This is a genomic window from Micromonospora sp. R77 (genome assembly GCF_022747945.1).
GTDB lineage: Bacteria > Actinomycetota > Actinomycetes > Mycobacteriales > Micromonosporaceae > Micromonospora.
Window position 1 is genome coordinate 2,951,248 of the sequence record NZ_JALDST010000001.1, and the last position, 18,070, is coordinate 2,969,317.

General features: G+C 72.5%; 16 protein-coding genes and 1 pseudogene. 10 read left to right on the forward strand and 7 right to left on the reverse strand.

Annotated features, from left to right (window positions below; translation table 11 throughout):
• The first annotated feature begins 113 nt into the window (after positions 1 to 113).
• On the forward strand, positions 114 to 653 hold the full coding sequence (gene pyrE, locus MRQ36_RS13685) for an orotate phosphoribosyltransferase (protein WP_242795729.1): 540 nt from the start codon (positions 114 to 116) through the stop codon (positions 651 to 653).
• A gap of 57 nt (positions 654 to 710) precedes the next feature.
• Positions 711 to 1,088: a helix-turn-helix transcriptional regulator gene (locus tag MRQ36_RS13690; protein WP_007073957.1), complete on the forward strand. Its 378-nt coding sequence runs from the start codon at positions 711 to 713 to the stop codon at positions 1,086 to 1,088.
• Positions 1,089 to 1,326: 238 nt separating this feature from the next.
• Here the strand turns inward: MRQ36_RS13690 and MRQ36_RS13695 are convergent, their stop codons facing one another.
• Both MRQ36_RS13695 and MRQ36_RS13700 read right to left on the reverse strand, forming a co-directional pair.
• Positions 1,327 to 2,130, reverse strand: a complete 804-nt coding sequence (locus MRQ36_RS13695; RefSeq protein ID WP_242795731.1) for a DedA family protein — start codon at positions 2,128 to 2,130, stop codon at positions 1,327 to 1,329.
• A 143-nt stretch (positions 2,131 to 2,273) separates the two neighbouring features.
• The gene (locus MRQ36_RS13700) at positions 2,274 to 3,851 is read right to left on the reverse strand and encodes an LPXTG cell wall anchor domain-containing protein (RefSeq protein WP_242795733.1); all 1,578 of its coding nucleotides are present in this window, start codon (positions 3,849 to 3,851) and stop codon (positions 2,274 to 2,276) included.
• Positions 3,852 to 4,028: 177 nt separating this feature from the next.
• On the opposite strand from MRQ36_RS13700, the gene MRQ36_RS13705 reads away from it, so the two are divergent.
• On the forward strand, positions 4,029 to 4,514 hold the full coding sequence (locus MRQ36_RS13705; protein WP_242795735.1) for a SigE family RNA polymerase sigma factor: 486 nt from the start codon (positions 4,029 to 4,031) through the stop codon (positions 4,512 to 4,514).
• Positions 4,511 to 5,566 carry an LCP family protein gene (locus MRQ36_RS13710; protein ID WP_242795737.1) on the forward strand — a complete coding sequence of 352 codons (1,056 nt, stop codon included), beginning with the start codon at positions 4,511 to 4,513 and terminating at the stop codon, positions 5,564 to 5,566. The genes MRQ36_RS13705 and MRQ36_RS13710 overlap by 4 nt, the downstream gene beginning before the upstream one ends.
• Before the next feature lie 3 nt (positions 5,567 to 5,569).
• On the opposite strand, the gene MRQ36_RS13715 is transcribed toward MRQ36_RS13710, so the two are convergent.
• Positions 5,570 to 5,779 (reverse strand): hypothetical protein, encoded by a 210-nt coding sequence (locus tag MRQ36_RS13715; protein WP_242795739.1) that lies wholly within the window; start codon positions 5,777 to 5,779, stop codon positions 5,570 to 5,572.
• 137 nt (positions 5,780 to 5,916) lie between these two features.
• Between MRQ36_RS13715 and MRQ36_RS13720 the strand changes: the two genes are divergently transcribed.
• Positions 5,917 to 6,300: a phage holin family protein gene (locus MRQ36_RS13720; RefSeq protein WP_242795741.1), complete on the forward strand. Its 384-nt coding sequence runs from the start codon at positions 5,917 to 5,919 to the stop codon at positions 6,298 to 6,300.
• Between the two features lie 144 nt (positions 6,301 to 6,444).
• Positions 6,445 to 7,467 carry a class II fructose-bisphosphate aldolase gene (gene fbaA / locus MRQ36_RS13725; protein WP_242795743.1) on the forward strand — a complete coding sequence of 341 codons (1,023 nt, stop codon included), beginning with the start codon at positions 6,445 to 6,447 and terminating at the stop codon, positions 7,465 to 7,467.
• A gap of 64 nt (positions 7,468 to 7,531) precedes the next feature.
• Here fbaA and MRQ36_RS13730 read toward each other — a convergent pair whose 3' ends face one another.
• Complete coding sequence (locus MRQ36_RS13730; protein ID WP_242795744.1) at positions 7,532 to 8,743, reverse strand: LOG family protein; 1,212 nt, start codon at positions 8,741 to 8,743, stop codon at positions 7,532 to 7,534.
• Between the two features lie 274 nt (positions 8,744 to 9,017).
• Between MRQ36_RS13730 and MRQ36_RS13735 the strand changes: the two genes are divergently transcribed.
• Positions 9,018 to 9,446: a DUF3151 domain-containing protein gene (locus MRQ36_RS13735; RefSeq protein ID WP_242795745.1), complete on the forward strand. Its 429-nt coding sequence runs from the start codon at positions 9,018 to 9,020 to the stop codon at positions 9,444 to 9,446.
• A 67-nt stretch (positions 9,447 to 9,513) separates the two neighbouring features.
• Here the strand turns inward: MRQ36_RS13735 and MRQ36_RS13740 are convergent, their stop codons facing one another.
• A complete protein-coding gene (locus tag MRQ36_RS13740; protein ID WP_242801536.1) occupies positions 9,514 to 10,455 on the reverse strand; it encodes a ParA family protein in 942 nt (313 codons plus the stop codon).
• Positions 10,456 to 11,514: 1,059 nt separating this feature from the next.
• Positions 11,515 to 12,529: pseudogene (locus MRQ36_RS13745) on the reverse strand (hypothetical protein).
• A gap of 122 nt (positions 12,530 to 12,651) precedes the next feature.
• On the opposite strand from MRQ36_RS13745, the gene MRQ36_RS13750 reads away from it, so the two are divergent.
• From MRQ36_RS13750 to purD, 3 genes are all read left to right on the forward strand, one after another.
• Positions 12,652 to 13,941 (forward strand): adenylosuccinate synthase, encoded by a 1,290-nt coding sequence (locus MRQ36_RS13750; protein ID WP_242795746.1) that lies wholly within the window; start codon positions 12,652 to 12,654, stop codon positions 13,939 to 13,941.
• 184 nt (positions 13,942 to 14,125) lie between these two features.
• The gene (locus MRQ36_RS33905) at positions 14,126 to 15,064 is read left to right on the forward strand and encodes a type IV toxin-antitoxin system AbiEi family antitoxin domain-containing protein (RefSeq protein WP_242795747.1); all 939 of its coding nucleotides are present in this window, start codon (positions 14,126 to 14,128) and stop codon (positions 15,062 to 15,064) included.
• A gap of 86 nt (positions 15,065 to 15,150) precedes the next feature.
• Positions 15,151 to 16,401 carry a phosphoribosylamine--glycine ligase gene (gene purD, locus MRQ36_RS13760; RefSeq protein ID WP_242795748.1) on the forward strand — a complete coding sequence of 417 codons (1,251 nt, stop codon included), beginning with the start codon at positions 15,151 to 15,153 and terminating at the stop codon, positions 16,399 to 16,401.
• 139 nt (positions 16,402 to 16,540) lie between these two features.
• Here the strand turns inward: purD and MRQ36_RS13765 are convergent, their stop codons facing one another.
• Positions 16,541 to 18,058, reverse strand: a complete 1,518-nt coding sequence (locus MRQ36_RS13765) for a N,N-dimethylformamidase beta subunit family domain-containing protein (RefSeq protein WP_242795750.1) — start codon at positions 18,056 to 18,058, stop codon at positions 16,541 to 16,543.
• Between the last annotated feature and the right edge of the window lie 12 nt (positions 18,059 to 18,070).

Consider the following 18,070-nt stretch of genomic DNA (forward strand, 5'->3'; position numbering starts at 1 on the left):
GGGTGGACGGTCGCGCAGGGTAGTCGAACATCGCCAACCATCGGTCGCCCGCAGGGCTGACCCGAGCGGACCCGAGGCACGCCTCCCAGACTTGCGCAGTACCCTCTATCGACATGGGGGACCGCGACGACCTGCGTAAATTCATCACCGATCTGGCTGTGGTCCACGGGCGGGTAGTGCTCTCGTCGGGCCGCGAGGCGGACTGGTACGTCGATCTGCGTCGGGTCACGCTCCATCACCAGGCGGCACCATTGGTCGGTCGAGTGCTGCTCGACCTGACCGCCGACTGGGAGTACGACGCGGTCGGTGGCCTGACCCTGGGTGCCGACCCGGTGGCCGTCTCGATGCTGCACGCGGCGGCCGCGACCGACCGGTCAGTGGACGCGTTCGTGGTCCGTAAGGCCGGCAAGGCACACGGTCTGCAGCGGCGGATCGAGGGACCGGAGGTGGCCGGCCGTCGGGTGCTGGCGGTGGAGGACACCTCCACCACGGGTGGCAGCGTGCTCACCGCCGTCGAGGCGTTGCGCGAGGCCGGGGCCGAGGTGGTGGGTGTGGCGGTTATTGTTGATCGAGGCGCCGGCGACGCGGTGCGAGCCGCCGGACTGCCGTATCGGGCGGCCTATACGTTGGCTGACCTCGGCCTTGTGGCGTAAAAGTTTGCCGATTCGGATCTGCTGATATGCAGGCGGATCGATGCTGCTGGTGGAAGGATGGAATACGTGGGAACTGCGTTGGCTGAAATGACCATGCCTCAGATCTCGCCGCTTGCCGGCGAGCCGATCGAACGTGCCGATGCCGAGCGTCTCGCGGGGGTCCTCAAGGCCCTCGCGGATCCCGCTCGGCTGCGGCTGCTCAGCCTGATCCAGTCGGCCCCCGAAGGCGAGGCGTGCGTCTGTGACCTGACCGCGCCGCTCGGCCTTTCACAGCCGACGGTCAGTCACCACCTGCGTATCCTCACCGAGGCCGGCTTGCTGGAGCGGGAGAAGCGCGGTGTCTGGGCGTACTACCGGCTGGTGCCGACCGCGATCGCCACGATCGCGGATCTGCTGACCCCGCCGCGCAAGCGGGCCACCAAGAAGGCCCGCTGAAACTGGACGTCTCCGACCTCCGGGTGGGCTCTCCCGGGTCGTGGCGTGGCGTCAGCCGCGTCGGGTCCGGATGGCCAGGGACCGTCCCGAACAGGGACGGCGTCGGGTGGCGTGCCAGGGGTGGCGCCACCACCGCACGATGACGGCTGTCCGTCACCGGTTCCATCCGCAGGTCGACAGGCCGAACACGACGACGGCCGGCCCCGCCCGGGGCCGGCCGTCGTCGTCGTAGCCGGGGTCAGCGCTCGTGCCGGCCGCGCGGGTGGCCGTCGTCCTCGATGGCGTCCCGCACCGCCTCGACCGCGCCCGCCGCACTGGCCGCCGCGATCACCGCGACCGCCTCGCCGCGCTTGCGGGCCCGCCGGTCGCGGAGGAACTCGAAGAAGATCGGCAGCACCGAGATCAGGATGATCACGGCCACCACCGGGAGGATGTACCGGTCGATCTTGTCGCCGATCGTCTGGTAGATCCGGTCGGCGAGCAGGTAGCCGATCAGCAGGATGCCGTCCACCCAGAGGATCGCGCCGACGACGTTCCAGATGAAGAACTGCCGGGCGGGCATGCCCAGCACCCCGGCCACCGGGTTGAGGAACGTGCGCACGATCGGGATGAACCGGGCCAGCACCACGGCCTTCGCCGGGCCGAACTTCCGGAAGTAGTACTCGGCCTTCTCCACGTACTCCCGCTTGAACAGGCGGGAGTTGGGGCGCTCGAACATCCGCCGGCCGTACCGGTGGCCGAGCCAGTGCCCGAGCTGCGCCCCGGCGATCGCGCAGGCCGGCCCGCCGATCAGCAGTGCGACCAGGTGCAGCCGGGTGCCGCTGCCGAAGATCGCGTCCGCCACCGGCGACGCGGCCACCCCGGCCAGGAAGAGCAGCGAGTCACCCGGGAAGAAGAACCCGACCAGCAGGCCGGTCTCGGCGAAGAGGATCGCCCACACGCCGATCAACCCGAAGGTGTGGATCAGTTCCTTCGGGTCGAGCGGGTTCAGGGCGAGGTTCTCGGAGAGCACCCGGGTCTTCTCTGCTGTGTCCACGGCCACACAGGCTACCGAACCCAGGTCGGATGCCGTGCCGCACCGTCCCGCCTGCGGCGTTCCGTCCCGGCGCGGGCCGCGCTCCGGGCCCGGACACGACGGTGCCCCGTCGACCGCGAGGGTCGACGGGGCACCGGTGTGCGGGTGGATCAGGCCACGAAGCGGGTACGCCGACGGCGGGCCACCACGTAGCCGCCGAAACCGGCCGCCAGCAGCAGGACGCCGATGCCGGCGATCAGGCCGGTGGAGCTGCCGGTGATCGGCAGGGTGCCGCCGTCACCGCCGCCCTCTCCGCCGTTGCCCCCACCGTTGCCGGCGGCGGCGTTGACCAGGACCTTGGCGGTGTCGTTCGCCGGCTTCAGGTCACGGGTGAAGCCGCCGTCGCACTGGCACGTGACGTTGATCTTCACCAGCCCGGTCGCGTTGGCGACAACCTTGTCGATCCGGAGCGAGATGTCCACCATGTCGGACTCGCCGGCCTTCAGCAGGCTGCCGAAGTAGCAGAAGTAGTTGCGGTGGCCCGGCTCACCCGGCTCGCCCCAGTTGTCGCCGTTCCTGGTGAGGCAGTTCTCCGGGACCGCGACCGCCGTGGTGCCCTGCGGCACGTCGAAGCTCAGGTAGGTGATCGAGCTGCCGGCCCGGCTGTAGTCGAGGGTCGCCGGACCGTTGTTGCGCAGCCCCACGGTCGCCTTCACCGTGGTGCCGGCCTTGCCGGTCAGCGAGGTGCCGAGCGCCTCCAGGTCGGTGCCGTTCTTGCCGGTGACCGTCACCATGATGTTCGTGCCGTTGTTCTCCGGCCGCGGGTCGGCCTGGAACCCCTGAGCGGTCGCCTTGTTCGGGACCGCGGTGAGAGCCAACGTGCCGTCGGTGCCCGGCTTGCCGATGGTCACGTCGTGGTGGCCCAGGTAGCTCTGGAAGTCCTCGAACTCGGACCCGGTCATCCAGACGATCTCGCCGTACTTGGCGCCGGGGGCGTAGCTGTCCGCGCCGAGGACGTACGGCAACGACGCGCTGAAGGTGCTGCCCACGGGCAGTTCCTCGTCGAACCGGCAGGTGCGCAGCTCGTCGCCCACGTAGGTGCAGTTGCTGTAGTGCTTGGCGGCGTTCATGCCGTAGTCGTTGTAGAAGATGACGACAGGACCCTTCGCGGTGGCCCCACCCACGTTGCTGACCGTCACCGGCGAGGTGAAGGTCTTGCCGGGCGCGGCCGACGCCTTGACCTCCGGCCCGGCCGCCAGGTCGACGCTCTCACCGACCCGGACCTTCGCGTCGTGCGAGACCGGATCGTGGCCGGCCGCGGTCATGGTCACCTTCAGCGTGCCGGCGTCGCCGTCCTGCGCCTTCGCGGTGGCCTTGAGCTGCACCTCGAAGATCGCGCTCGAGCCCCACACGTCGACGTCGACGTCGAACGGGTCGGTGCAGAGCAGGACGTAGGCAGACGGCGTGGTGCAGGTGTTGCCCTCCTCCGGCTCACTGACGGTCACCTTGCCGGCGAGGTCGGAGAAGTCGTAGCGAACGCTGACGTCGTGCAGCACAGTCGGCGCCGAGCTGGAGATCGTGCTTCTCTCGATCTTGCCGTCGGAGTTCGTCGCGATCGTGGTGTCGCCGAAGTAGAGCCCGAGCTCGATCTGGGATCCGGCCGCCGCGGCGGGGGTGGCGGAGGCGGCGACGAACGCGCCTGCGACGCCCAGCCCGGCGAGCCAACGCCGGGTGGAGTGGGAAAACATGCTGGGGGTTCCTCCCGTTAATGATCAGGTGGAGCCCGTGGAGCTTAAAGAACCCTTAAGCGGCCCCGCTGTCCCAAGGCGCCTTCACCCGCAGATATTGACCGAACGGCTGATCAGACTCGGTGCAATGTTCCGCCGGCCCGAGCCCGTCAACAGGGCGGGACACCGGGAGGTGGAGTGACGTACGAGGAGTTCGCCGACTCGCGGCTGAGCGCCCTGCTGCGGTACGCGGTCATGCTGACCGGCGATCCGCACCAGGCGCAGGACCTGGTCCAGGAGACCATGGTGCGGGTCCAGCTCAACTGGCGGCGGGTGGCCCGGACCGACTCCCCGGAGCGGTACGTCCGCCGGATGCTCACCAACCAGTACGTCGACTGGCGTCGCGGTTCGTGGGCGCGTCGGGTGCTGCTGCGCGGGGAGCCGGACGAGGCGGTGCCGGCGCCCGTCGATCACGCCCAGTCGGCGGTGGACCGGGACCAGGTGTGGTCCTGGCTGTCCCGGCTGCCCCGCCGGCAGCGGGCCACCCTGGTGCTGCGCTACTACGAGGACCTGCCGGACGCGGAGATCGCCGAGATCCTCGGCTGTGCGGTCGGCACCGTCCGCTCCTGCATCTCCCGCGCCCTGGCCACCCTGCGCGCCGAGTACGTGGAGGTCTGCTCATGATCGAGGACGAGCTGCGGGCCGCGTTCGCCCGCCACGAGACCCTGGCTCCCGAGGCCGCACCGGTCCGCGTCGCGATCGACCGGACCGCGCTCCGCAGACGTCGCCGCCGGTTCCGACTCCGGCTCGGGGGTACGGCGTTGGCGCTGATCGTGGCCGCCCTGGTCGGGGTGCCGGCGTTCACCCCGGACCGGCCGCCCACCGTGCCGCTGCTGAGCGAGTCCGTCCCGCCGGAGCCCACCGGCGCGCTGAACGTGCTGCTGCTCGGCCTGGACGCGGCCCGCCCGGCGGACGCCAGGCGGGCCGACTCCATCCTGCTGCTGCACGTCCCCGCCGACCGGAGCCGGCCCTACCTCGTCTCGCTCCCGCGCGACCTGGTGACGTCCATCCCCGGACACGGGAAGGACAAGCTCAACATGTCCTTCTTCTACGGCCTCGGCACCGGCAGGGCCGACCTGACCAGTGGCTACGACCTGACCCGGCGGGTGGTCAGCGAACTCACCGGCGTACGGATCGACGCCGGGGCCGTGCTGACGTACCGGGCCGTGCGGGAACTCACCGATGCCGTCGGTGGCGTGCCGGTCTGCCTGCCGTCCAGGGTCCAGTCCCACCACACCCGGCGGGTCTATCCGGCCGGCTGTCAGCAGCTCGACGGCGTCGCCGCAGCGGACCTGCTCCGCCAGCGTTACGGACTGCCCGAGGGTGGCCTGGACCGGGACCGCAATGCGCAGCGGTACGCGGCCGGGTTGCTGCGCCGCGTCGGCGAGCGGGGAATGCTGACGAACCCGGCGCTGCTCTCCCAGTTGCTCGCCCGGCTGGGCCCGGACATGGTGGCCGACACCGGCGGCACGTCCCTGCTGGCGTTGCTCTCGGCCGCTGCTCAGGGAGTCGGCCGAGCGCCGGTTGCGCTCGAACTCCCCGTCCGGTACATCGACAAGGCCCCGTACCTCGAACTTGATCCCCGGCTGGCCCCTGGCTTCCTGACCGCGCTGCGCGACGACCGGCTGCGAGCGTGGACGGCGGCCCACCCGGATCGGCTGACCAAGCTGGGGTGACCGTCAGCGGTAGTCGTCCTCGTCGGCGGTGACCACGCGGGCCTGCTCCATCGCGTCCCAGTCGTCGACCTCCAGGCCGCGGTGCGGCTCGGTGTCGCCGTCGGGGGCCACCACCGCCGCCTGCTCGACGGCGTCGGCCGGTTCCGCCTCCGGGTCCCGCTCCTCCGGAGCGAGGTGGTCGCTCGGGGTGAAGTCCTCGTCGGGCTGACCCATCGTCCCTCCCTGGATCCCGGTGCCGGCAGCTACCCAACCCACCGTACGGGCTCCGGGTGCGGCCTGCCCGGAGCCGGGCGGAACCGGAGTCGGCCGATTGAACCTCCGCGGGGCGTACCCGGTGCCAGGATGGTGCCGTGGGCTTCCTGATCCGACTGGTGATCACCGCGATCGCGCTGTGGGTCACCACGCTGATCGTGCCCGGGGTCCACGTGACCGGCCGGAACGGCGCGAACACGACGCTGACCCTGCTCGCGGTGGCGCTCATCTTCGGCGTGGTCAACGCGGTCCTCAAGCCGGTCATCAAGGTGTTCGGCTGCGTGTTCTACCTGCTCACGCTGGGTCTGTTCGCGCTGGTCGTGAACGCGTTGCTGTTCCTGCTCACCGACTGGATCGCCCGCGGGCTGCACCTGCCGTTCCGGGTGGACGGCTTCTGGGCCGCCTTCTGGGGGGCCATCGTGATGGCGGTGGTGAGCTGGTTGATCAGCGTCGTGGTGCCCGACCGGTCGGCGGAACGGTGATCCGGGTGGGTGGGCAGGTCCCGGGTCGGTTGTGCCCGCCGCCACCTTCTACGGGATACTGCCCGCGGTGGACAGCGCGGTCCGGCGCAGCCAAGGAAGACAACGGCCAGCACGGCCGAGAGCGGTAAGTAAGGAGCGCATCACATGCCCATCGCTTCCCCCGAGGCCTACGCGGAGATGCTGGACCGGGCCAAGGCCGGCCGGTACGCGTACCCCGCGATCAACGTGACCTCCTCGCAGACGCTGAACGCGGCGCTCAAGGGCTTCGCCGACGCGGAGAGCGACGGCATCATCCAGGTCTCCACCGGTGGTGCCGAATACCTCTCCGGTCCGTCCGTGAAGGACATGGTGACCGGTGCCGTGGCGTTCGCCGCGTACGCGCACGAGGTCGCCAAGAAGTACCCGGTGAACATCGCCCTGCACACCGACCACTGCCCGAAGGACAAGCTGGACAAGTTCGTCCGGCCGCTGCTGGCCATCTCGCAGGAGCGGGTGAAGGGCGGCCAGGAGCCGCTGTTCCAGTCGCACATGTGGGACGGCTCCGCGGTGCCGGTGGCGGAGAACCTGGAGATCGCCGCCCAGCTCCTCGATGAGGCCGCCAAGGGCAAGATCGTCCTCGAGATCGAGGTCGGCGTGGTCGGTGGCGAGGAGGACGGCGTCGAGAACGCCATCAACGACAAGCTCTACACCACCGTCGAGGACGGCCTGGCCATGGTCGAGGCGCTGGGCCTGGGCGAGAAGGGCCGCTACATGGCGGCGCTGACCTTCGGCAACGTGCACGGCGTCTACAAGCCGGGCAACGTGAAGCTCCGCCCCGAGGTGCTGAACCAGATCCAGGAGGCGGTCGGCGCCAAGTACGGCAAGGACAAGCCGCTCAGCCTGGTCTTCCACGGTGGTTCCGGCTCGCTGCTGTCGGAGATCCGGGAGGCGCTCGACTACGGCGTGGTGAAGATGAACATCGACACCGACACCCAGTACGCCTTCACCCGCCCGGTCGCGGACCACATGTTCCGCAACTACGACGGCGTGCTGAAGGTCGACGGCGAGGTCGGCAACAAGAAGATGTACGACCCGCGGGTCTGGGGCAAGGCGGCCGAGGCCGGCCTCGCCGCCCGCGTCGTCGAGGCCTGCGAGCACCTCCGCTCGACCGGCACGACCATGAAGTAATCGGCACCGCCGGTTAGGAGGGGCCCCTTGTTAACACACGTGTGTTAACAAGGGGCCCCTCCTTTCATGCGGTCAGCACCCGGACCGCCTCCTGCACGTCGTCGGTGAGGTGGACGGTGGCCGACAGGTCACCGAACGGGGAGGCGGCGAAGAGTGGCCGCAGCAGCGACTCGATCGGCAGCTCGTCCGTCCAGTAGGAGCGGTCCAGGAAGACGTACGCCCCGCTCGCCCCGTCGGTGCCGTAGTAGGTCTTGGTGGCCGCCTGGAACACCTCCTGCACCGTCCCGGCCCGGCCGGGCGCGAAGACGATCCCGCCCCGGGCCAGCCGCAGGATGGTGTCCTCCCGGATCGCGTTGGAGAAGTACTTGGCGATCCGCCCGGCGAAGAGGTTCGCCGGCTCGTGCCCGTACAGCCAGGTGGGGATGGCGAGGCCGCCGGAGCGGGCCCAGGCGGTGTCGACGGGGGCGGGGCGTTGCGCGGGCAGCGTCGGCCCGGCCGCGTACCGGGCCCGAACCCGGAGGGCGACCTCGGTGTAGCGGTCGTGGTCGGTGAAGTCGGGTGCGGTGGCGAGCAGGTCGATCGCCGCCGTCAGCTCGTCGGCCGGCCACGCGGAGAGGAACGCGCCCAGGTTGGCCGCCTCCATCACGCCGGGACCGCCGCCGGTCACCACCAGCCGGTCGGCCCGGGCCAGCTCCCGGCCCAGCACGGCCGCCATCCGGTACGCGGCGCTGCCGCGCGGCACCGCGTGCCCACCCATCACGCCGACCACGGACTGTGGCCCGTGCGCGTCGAGCCAGGCCCGGGTCGCGTCCACCAGGGCGTTGTCGACGCCGTGGTCGTGCAGCCGCTGGCCCAGCGCCTCCCGTACGTCGGGCAGCGCGCCGCCGTGCGCCCGGAAGTGCTCGTAGACCCGGGTGTCGTACATCCCGGCGAAGCCGCCCTCGGCGAACCCGGCGGCCAGGTCGTCGGCGGTGTAGAGGTGGGACGGCTGGGTCGGGTAGGGCAGGCCGGAGAAGGGCGGCACCACGTTCGCGCCACGTCGGACCAGGTCGGCGCCGACCTCGCGGCCGGCGAACCGGCAGCCCACGAAGAGGGTGCCGGTGACCTCGACGGCGGTCAGGTCGGGGACGGGGTCGAGATCCAGGCGCAGGCCCTGCACGGTCACCCCGGCGAGGCTGCCGGTGGCCAGCCGCCGGTCGAACGCGGCGCGGGTCTCGATCTCTTCGACGGTGCGGTGGTGCGGCGCGATGACGTCCGCGGGAGGTGGGGTCGGCACCCGCTCATCCTGCCCGGGGCGGGCAACCCGGCAAACCTGGGCGACGGTCGGCCCCCGGACCGACAGGAGCCCGACGGCCAGGCCGCCGGGCTCCTGCGTAACCGGGTCCTGGGGAGGCTCCGGACCATTAGTTGTAGTGGAAAACATCCCGCCGTGGCATGGGCCGCAGGTATCTGCATGGGGGCCACGGGCGTGACCAACACCTCAGCCGTTCAGTCAGCCGGCTCGCCCGACCCCCTCGCGCGCCCCGGGGCGAAGCGGGTTGAATGGGGCGATGCAGAACCTGTTGCCTGAGCCACCGGCCACCCTCCTGCCCGCGCACGAGGAGGCCGACGCCGCCCTGGCCGCCGCCGCCGAACAGGACACCGACGAGGCGTTCGCCGAGGTGGCCGCCCGTTTCCCGACCCACAGCGCGGCGTGGGCGGCGCTCGCCACCCGGGCCTTCACCGCGGGCCAGGTCATCCCCGCGTACGCCTTCGCCCGGACCGGTTACCACCGTGGCCTGGACCAGCTGCGCCGCAGCGGCTGGAAGGGGCACGGCCCGGTGCCGTGGTCGCACCGGCCGAACCGGGGCTTCCTGCGCTGCCTCTACGTGCTCTCCCGGGCCGCCGGCGAGATCGGTGAGGCGGACGAGGCGGCCCGCTGCGCCCAGTTCCTCCGCGACTGCGACCCGGCCGCCGGGGACGCCCTCGCCGGCAACTGACCGTCGGCGACCGACCGTCCGCGACGGCCGGTCCGACCAGTCGGTCGGGTCGGCCGTCGCGCCGCGTTCAGAGCCCTTCGGCCACCGAGGCGGCGATCTTGAGCCAGGCGTCCCGGGTGGCCGAGGAGAGCTGTCCGTACCGGATCGGCTCACCGGTGTCGATCAGCCGCTCGTAGGGCGCGAGCAGCACCGCCCGGGTCCGGGCCGCGAAGTGCTCCTGGATCGCCGGCAGGTCGATCTCCTTGCGGGACGGCGGCATCGACACCACCGTCACCGCCTGCCGGACCAGCCGCTGCCGTCCGCTCTGCTCCAGGTGGTCGAGCATCCGGGCGGCGGTCTCCGCCGAGTCGTTCCGGGCCGACATGGTGACCACCAGCTGGTCGGTGGCGTCCATCGCGGCCTGCCAGTTCTGCGCCCGGACGTTGTTCCCGGTGTCCACGAAGATCAGCTTGTAGAAGCGGCTGACCACCTCGCGGATCTCCGCGAACGCGGCGGCGGTGAGCATCTCCCCGCCGGTCGCCGACTCGTCCGAGGCGAGCACGTCGAACATCCCCTCGCCCTGCGAGCGGACGTACTGGGACAGGTCGCCGACCCGGCCGTGCGCGCCCTGGAACTGCCCCAGGTCACGCAGCATGTCCCGGACCGTACGGGAGTGGAAGTCCTGCTGGGCCCGCATCCCCAAGGTGCCCTGGGTCTCGTTGTTGTCCCAGGCCAGCACATAGCCGCCGCGCTTCTGACCGAAGGTCATGGCGAGCAGCAGGATCGCCACCGTCTTACCGGCGCCGCCCTTCGGGTTCACCACCGTCACCTGACGCAGCCCGCCGAAGTTGCGCCGGACCATCTCGATGTCCCGCTTGAGTTCCTGCTCGTGCCGGCCCGGCGGCAACCGGACCAGGCCGATCCGGTTGACCACCGCCCGTACCCCCATGGTGGCGACCGGGTCGGCGGGCCGGACCTGGCGGCGCCGGGAGAAGTCCTCAGCGGTCGGGGTGACACCGTTCTCCGACAACCAGGAGGGGTCCGGATAGGCCGGCAGGCCGGCCCCCGGCGGGTAGGGCCCGGGCGGCTGCGGTGCCGGCCCGCCCTGCGCCGGCCAGGCCGTCGGCTGCCAGCCGGGCAGTCGGGGTACGCCGGGGGCGCGGCCGGCCCGGGTGCCGGCGGCGTCGGCCCGGCCGGTGGCCCGGCGTACGGCGGCACCGGTTCCGGCGGACGGTCGGTGGCGCCGCCGGGGGTGGAAGCGAGGCAGCCGGGCCGGGGTGCTGCGCCGGCCCGGTCCCGGCGGGAACGGTCCGAGCGGCGGCGGCGCAGGTAGCGCGCCGAGGGCCGACGGACCCGGCTCGGCGGCGGGACCGGCCGGCCCGAGGGCCGGGGTCCGGCGGGCGGCGGACCGGCGTCCGGAGTGCCGGCGGTCGGCGCTGCGGCGATCGGCGACGGGGGAGCGCCCGGCCCGGGGCGGGGCGGGGCGGTGCCGGTCGCCGGGGGCGCCGTCGGGTCGGTCGTCGTGGTCAGGCGCTGCGGCGGTTGGGCCCAGGGGGACTCGCCCGCGCTCCGCGCCGTGGCCGGCTGCGCTCCGTCCGCACCCGGGCGCTCGTCCCCCGGCCCGGCGGTCGGTGCGCCGGCGGAGGCGGCCGCGGCGGGACCGGCGAACCCTGCGGCGGCGTCGTCCCTGGTGGGCCCGGCGAGCGCGGCGGCCACGGAGTCGGCCGGGGTCGGACCGGCGGCAGGGTCGCTCGGAGTGGGTACGGCAGTCGGGCGGGCCGGGGTAGGACCGGCTGCGGCGACCGGAGCGGGAGGCGTCGGGGCCGGGACGGCGGCGACCGGGGTGGGTACGACCGGAGTCGGGGGCGCCGGCCGGTACGCCCGGCTGGGTCGGGACCGCCCAGCCCGAGGCGAGCGGAGCCGGGGTGGCCTCCTCCGGCCAGAGCGGTTCGATGTCCCGCTCGGGCACCGGATGTTGGCCCGGCACGTGAGCCCGGTCGACGTTCTCGTGCATCACGATTCCCCCATTCCTCCCGCCGAGGATAGGCCGTCCGGTTCAACCCGCGACCGGCCCGGGGATCGACGGAGGTCAGCCCGCCCAGACCGCCCAGGCGCCCGCCTCGGTCCACCAGGAGCGCTTCCGGCTCAGCTCTCCCTCGACGCCGTCGTCGAGGAAGGGCACCTTGCCGTCGCGCGGGACGACCGCCACCGCGCGACCGCGGGCCCGCCGGATCTCCAGTCGTACCCGCTTCCTGCCCAACGCCGACCGGGTGACCACGGGAACGGCCACCGCCACCTCGACCCGTCCGTCGGTCGGGTCCGGGTCGGCCAGCAGGGTGACGTCGTCGAGCCGCGCGTACCCACCGGCGTTGCCGACCGCGCAGGCCATCAGCGGGTCCTCGCCGTCGGAGAGCACCAGGTCGTCCACCTCGACCCGGGCCCGCCAGTGCAGCGGCCGGCCGTCGTCGTCGGCCGCGCCGAGCAGCGCGCCGTCCAGCGTCACCGAGCCGCCGTCGTTGCGCAGCAGGTCCAGCCGGCGGGGGTGCCGTCCAGCACCGCGGCGGCCACCCCGGCCGGGTCGCGGGGCAGGCCGAGCTGCGCAGCCAGGTCCCGGTGGGTGCCGCTGCGGGCGGATCGAGCGGGAGTACGCCGATCGTCGGCAGGTCCGGCACGGTGCGGTCGGCGGCCAGGTCGGCCGGACGGCGGCTCGGCGGTGGGGCGTACCGCCGGACCAGCCGGCGCACCACGGCGCGCAACTGTCCGTCACTGGCCGTGGCGATCACCAGCCGGGTCTTGCTGTCCGGGTCCGGCCAGGCGAGGCCGTCGGGGCGGGGCGGGCCGTCCAGCCGGGCCAGCACCTCGTCGATCTCCGCGTCGGAGCGGGCGGTGACCGTCTCCACCCGGGCGCCCCGGGCGGTCAGCGCGTCCGCGCAGGCCAGCACCGGTACGCGCGGCGTCTCGCAGCGCTCCTCCGGCTTCTCCGTGGCACCCGACCTGTCGGCGGCGGCCCCGTCGGCGCCGCCGCAGCAGGCTCCACCGCTGCCGCAGCCCCCACCGGGAGCGTCCCGCTCCGAGCCGAGGGTGAGCAGCACCACGTCGTACACGAAGGAGCCTCCTACTTCTCGCGCGACCCCTGCCGGTCCCGCCGTCACTACTTGTTAGCCTGACACCCCGGGCTCGCCGACCGGTCGCCACCTGGCACCCGAGCCTTCTGGAGGCGGACAAGATGCCAGCGATCGTGCTGCTCGGTGCCCAGTGGGGCGACGAGGGCAAGGGCAAGGTTACCGACCTGCTGGGTGAGCGGGTCGACTACGTCGTGCGCTACTCCGGCGGCAACAACGCCGGGCACACCGTGATCACCCCGGACGGGCAGAAGTACGCGCTGCACCTGATGCCGTCGGGGGCGCTCTCGCCGAGCGCGATGATCGTCATCGGCAACGGCGTGGTGGTCGACCCGAAGGTGCTGCTGGAGGAGATCGACGGCCTCGCCGAGCGCGGCGTGGACGTCTCCCGGCTGCGCATCTCCGGCGACGCGCACCTGATCATGCCGCACCACCGGGCGCTGGATCGGGTGGTCGAGCGCTACCTGGGCACCCGGCGGATCGGCACCACCGGCCGGGGCATCGGCCCCGCGTACGGCGACAAGGTCGCCCGGATGGGCATCCGGCTGCAGGACCTGCTGGACCCGGGCATCCTGCGCAAGAAGCTGGAACTCGCGCTGCGCGAGAAGAACCAGCTCCTGTTCAAGATCTACAACCGCAAGGCGATCGACGTCGACGAGACGGTCGAGGAGTACCTGCGGTATGCGGAGCGCCTCAAGCCGTACATCGCGGAGACCCGGGTGATGCTCTGGGACGCGCTGGACCGCGGCGAGACGGTCCTGCTGGAGGGTGCCCAGGCCACCATGCTCGACATGGACCACGGCACCTACCCCTTCGTCACCTCGTCGAACCCGACGGCCGGTGGGGCGTGCGTGGGTGCCGGCATCCCGCCGACCGCCATCACCAAGGTCATCGCGGTGAGCAAGGCGTACACCACCCGGGTCGGTGCCGGTCCGTTCCCGACCGAGCTCTTCGACGACAACGGCCAGCACCTGCGCAAGGTCGGCCACGAGTACGGCACCACGACCGGCCGGGAGCGCCGCTGCGGCTGGTTCGACGCCGTCGTCGCCCGGTACGCCTGCCGCCTCAACGGCGTCACCGACCTGGTGATCACCAAGCTCGACGTGCTCACCGGCATGCCGAAGGTGCCGATCTGCGTCGGGTACGACATCAACGGCGAGCGCTTCGACGACATGCCGATGACGCAGACCGACTTCCACCACGCCACCCCGATCTACGAAGAGCTCGACGGCTGGTGGGAAGACATCACCAAGGCGCGTACCGAGGACGAACTCCCCGAGAACGCCCGCCGCTACATCGCCCGGATCGAAGAACTCTGCAACACCCGCGTCAGCGTGGTGGGCGTAGGCCCCGGCCGCGAGGAAAACGTCCTCCGCCACCCCCTCCTCCCCTAACCCCACCCCACCCCACCCCACCCCGCCCCGCCTTGGTGATCATGGAGTTGGCGGCACTGATGGCGATCAAATTCGCCGCTAATCCCATGATCAACGAGGCGGGGCGGAGAGTTGTCCACAGGGTGGAGTGGGTTTTTCCACAGGGGTCGAGGGGTGGTGGTCGGGTGGTGGAGCGTGGTCGGGTGTGGACCGCGGAGATGTTCTCAGGGCGATAGCGGCCGGCCAGGGCGGGGTGGTCACCCGGGCGCAGGCCATTGGGGCCGGGTTCAGTCGACATGAGGTCGACAACTTCATCGCCTTCGGGCGATGGCGGCGGTTGGCCCGTGCCGTCTACCTGGTCGAAGCCAGGAGCTTGACACTGTCGGAGCGCCGTGGCCGGATCCGCGCGGCAGTGCTGTCGTGCGGTGGACTGGCGCACGCCGTCCTCGGGACGGCCGCGGAGCTTCACGGCATTGCGGGCCTACGCGAAACGGCGAAGATCCACGTTGCCGTTCCGGGGCGAGCGGCCAGGGCGGCCCGGGTAGGTGATCCCGCCGTTGTGGTGCACCAACTCGAACACGATCTTGGTGACCTCACGACGGTCGAGGGCATCCCCACCACCGCACCGCTGCGGACCGTCGTCGAACTGATTCTCCGAGAGTCCCGGTATCCGGCTGTTTCGTTGCTCGATTCGGCGCTGAACCGTGGTCTCGTCAGCGACGCCGATCTGCTCAAGGTTCCCCCGCTGATTCGAGGACGCCGAGGCGCTGTCACTGCCCGTGGCTGTTTGGCCGAGACGAACGGCTTGGCGCAGTCCCCGCTGGAGACGCGGGCCCGGCTCCGGTGCGTTGACGGTCGGGTGCCACCGGACGTCCTGCAACTGGAGGTGCGCGATGACGACGGCTACCTGCTCGGGGTCGGCGACATGGCGTGGCGGGCCGCCCGCGTCATCGCCGAGGCCGACGGCAGGCACGCTCACGACTCGCCGAGTGCCCTCTTCAACGACCGCCGCCGCCAGAACCGGCTCGCCAACGCCGGCTGGACCGTCCTCCGCTTCACCTGGCCCGACACCTTCAGCCCCGACTACATCCCCTGGGTGGTCCGCCAAGCCATCGCTGCCTCGGCCAGAGCCCGGCGATCATGAGGTTGGCGGCGATGAAAGAGATCGACTTCGCCGCCAACCTCATGATCAACGGAGGGTGGGGGGAGGGGTCGGTAGGATCCCGGATCGTGCGCGTACTTCTTGTGGGAGGTGGCGGGCGCGAGCATGCACTCGCCCTGGGCCTCGCCGGTGACCCGTCCGTCGAAGCACTGATCGCGGCACCGGGCAACCCCGGCGTCGCCGCCGTCGCTGGGCTGCGCGAGGTGAGCCCGAGCGACCCGGCGGCGGTCGCCGCGTTGGCCGTGGAGGTCGGGGCTGACCTGGTGGTGATCGGGCCGGAGGCGCCGCTGGTCGCGGGGGTCGCCGACGCGGTGCGCGCCAAGGGCATTCCCGCGTTCGGGCCGTCCGCCGAGGCGGCGCGGCTGGAGGGGTCGAAGACGTTCGCCAAGGACGTGATGACAGCTGCCGGGGTGCCCACCGCCCGCGCCTTCACCTGCACCGACGACGAGAGTGTCGGCCGGGCGCTGGACGAGTTCGGTGCGCCGTACGTGGTGAAGAACGACGGGCTGGCCGCCGGCAAGGGCGTCGTGGTCACCGACGACCGCAGGATCGCCGAGGAGCACGCGCGGGAGTGCGGCCGGGTGGTGATCGAGGAGTACCTCTCCGGTCCCGAGGTCTCCCTCTTCGTGGTCACCGACGGGGAGGCCGCCCTGCCGCTGCTGCCCGCGCAGGACTTCAAGCGGGTCGGCGACGGCGACACCGGCCCGAACACCGGCGGCATGGGGGCGTACGCGCCGCTGCCGTGGGCGCCCGCCGGTCTCGTGGACGAGGTCATGCGGGACGTCGTCCACCCGACCCTGGCCGAGATGCGCCGCCGGGGCACCCCGTTCGCCGGCCTGCTCTACGTCGGGCTGGCGATCACGCCCGCCGGCCCCCGGGTGATCGAGTTCAACGCCCGCTTCGGCGACCCGGAGACCCAGGTGGTGCTGGCCCTGCTGGAGACACCGCTGGCCGGGCTGCTGCACGCCGCCGCCACCGGCACGCTGGCCGGGCACCCGCCGCTGCGCTGGCGGGACGGCGCCGCGGTCACCGTGGTGGTCGCCGCCGAGGGCTATCCGGCCGCGCCGCGTACCGGCGACGTGATCACCGGCGCGGACCGGCCGGGCGTCATCCACGCCGGCACCGCCCGCCGGGCGTCCGACGGCGCGCTCGTCTCCGCCGGGGGCCGGGTCCTCTGCGGTACGGCCACCGGCCCGGACCTGGCCGCCGCGCGGGACGCCGCCTACGCCCTGGTACGCGGCATCGACCTGGCCGGCTCGCACCACCGCACCGACATCGCCGCCGCCGCGATCGACGGCACCGTCACCATCCCCGACTGACCGGGCGACCGCGACGTCCACGGCCGGCCGGCGCACCCGCACCGCACCGGCCGGTCCGTCGGGCCGGGATGCCGCCGGTCTGGTCGAGAGCCACGGCCGCCGGGCGGGCCGGGGCCGGCGTGCCAGCCGGGCGGGGCGGCTATCCCCGGGCCGGGGTGTCGGCCACCGGGCGGGTGCGGCCGGTGATCCGGTCGAGCAGGTTGGCGGTGGCCCGTTCGATCCGCTCGTCCCGGTAGCCGGGCTGGTTCAGTGCCGCCGTCCAGCACAGCGTGCCGGAGGCGAAGACGAGCCCGCCCTCCGGCGTGCCGTACAGGTGGGTGTTCTGCACCTGGCGCCGGCCGTACCGGGTGCGGTACGGCGAGGCGCTGAGCACGGTGGCGGTGCTGGCGGCGGGCCGGGGGGCGGTCGGGTCGAGACCGTCGGCCTCGCCGCAGACCACGCCCGGGATCCGGTCGCCGTCGGCGACTCCGGTGCCGGCCCAGAACCAGTGTTCCGCCGACCGGACCACCAGCGGCTGGCGGCCGTCCACGATGCCGTTGTACTGCACGCCGATCATCGCCTGTTCGGGGCGGCCGATCTCGCGCCACCGGATCGTCGGCCCGTCGGCGTCCAGGCCCGGGTCGTCGGCGCTCTTCGCGCAGGCCACCACGCGTTCCGGGCGGCCGTCGGCGGCGGACCTGACCCGGATGTGCCAGTAGCTGCTGTTGGCGCCGAAGAAGGCGAGGCTGCCGCTGGCGGCCACCGCGCGTTCCGCGGCCCGGCGCATCTGGACCGACCAGTACTCGTCGTGCCCGGCGAAGACGATCCCGGCGTGCCGGGTCGGGTCGAGGCGCCCGGAGTGCAGGTCGAGGCTGGTCGCGTAGCTGACGTCGTAGTGGTTGCGTTCCAACCACTGGATGGCGTCGTGGTCCCGGGCGAGGTGCGTCGGGATGCCGTCACCGGCGTACGGCCGGTCGTAGGAGACCTCCATCGCCCGCGTGTCCGGGGTCTGGCGGCCGGTCTCGCTGTAGCCGTTGTAGAGGCTCCGGCCGTGCTGCCGGTCCATCGGCCACTGGTTGTACGCCTGCCAGGTGGTGACCGGCAGGACCACGGCGATCGCGGCGGCTCGGCGGTCGTCGCGGACCACGAAGGGCGTGCAGGCGCGCCACCCGTCGGCGGAGGTGAAGACCGCCTGGTAGAGGCCGGACGTCCAGTCGTCCGGGATCCGGACCGTCCAGGAGACCGGCCAGCGGCAGGCGATGGTGCCGGTCGTCGGGTCGGCGGGCGGCACCGGCTGCGGCGCCCCGTCGAACTCGGGGCTGGTCAGCACGGTGCGGGCACCGGCGCCGCCGTACCAGCCGAGGCGGTGCAGCGAGATCCGGTACCGGCCGACGGGGTCGACCGCGACGTGGAAGTCGATGGACTCGCCGGGGGCGACGCTGGTCGCCGAGGCGTACCCCTGGATCTGCCGGCGGTGGTCGTCGGAGTCCCGGCCGGGGTCCTGCGTCGGCCACCACGGCTCGCCGGCGGCCCGGTTCTCCCGCTCCACGGGGGACGGGAGCCGGCGGACGAGGGTGCCGCTGTCGGGGATGCCGTCGGGCAGTTCCGCGCCGAGCGCGGCGGCGGAGACGCCGCCGGCGAGCAGACCGAGGGCGGTGCGCCGCCGGATTCGGAACATGGAACAGCTCCT